Origin of the sequence: Paenibacillus vini, from assembly GCF_018403325.1 — a bacterium.
GTDB lineage: Bacteria > Bacillota > Bacilli > Paenibacillales > Paenibacillaceae > Fontibacillus > Fontibacillus vini.
The window spans coordinates 1-253 of sequence record NZ_BOSL01000087.1; the positions used below are offsets into that span (position 1 = coordinate 1).

Sequence of the window (253 nt, forward strand, 5' to 3'; positions counted from 1 at the left end):
TCTAATTCGCAAATTCTTCGTTTCGTTATCCAGTTTTCAAGGATCAAGTGACTGTGTTACCAGTCATTTTGAGAGTTGAACTCTCAAAACTGACCAACGAGTGAGTAACAGGCCTAAACCTGATTTTATTTGAATGTTCTCGTTGCAGAGAACGATTCTCCATAGAAAGGAGGTGATCCAGCCGCACCTTCCGATACGGCTACCTTGTTACGACTTCACCCCAATCATCTACCCCACCTTCGGCGGCTGGCTC

General features: G+C 45.5%; 1 rRNA gene. It reads right to left on the minus strand.

Annotation, left to right across the window (positions count from 1 at the left end):
* Positions 1-165: 165 nt before the first annotated feature.
* Positions 166-253, minus strand: a 16S ribosomal RNA gene (locus KJS57_RS26285); the annotation flags it as partial.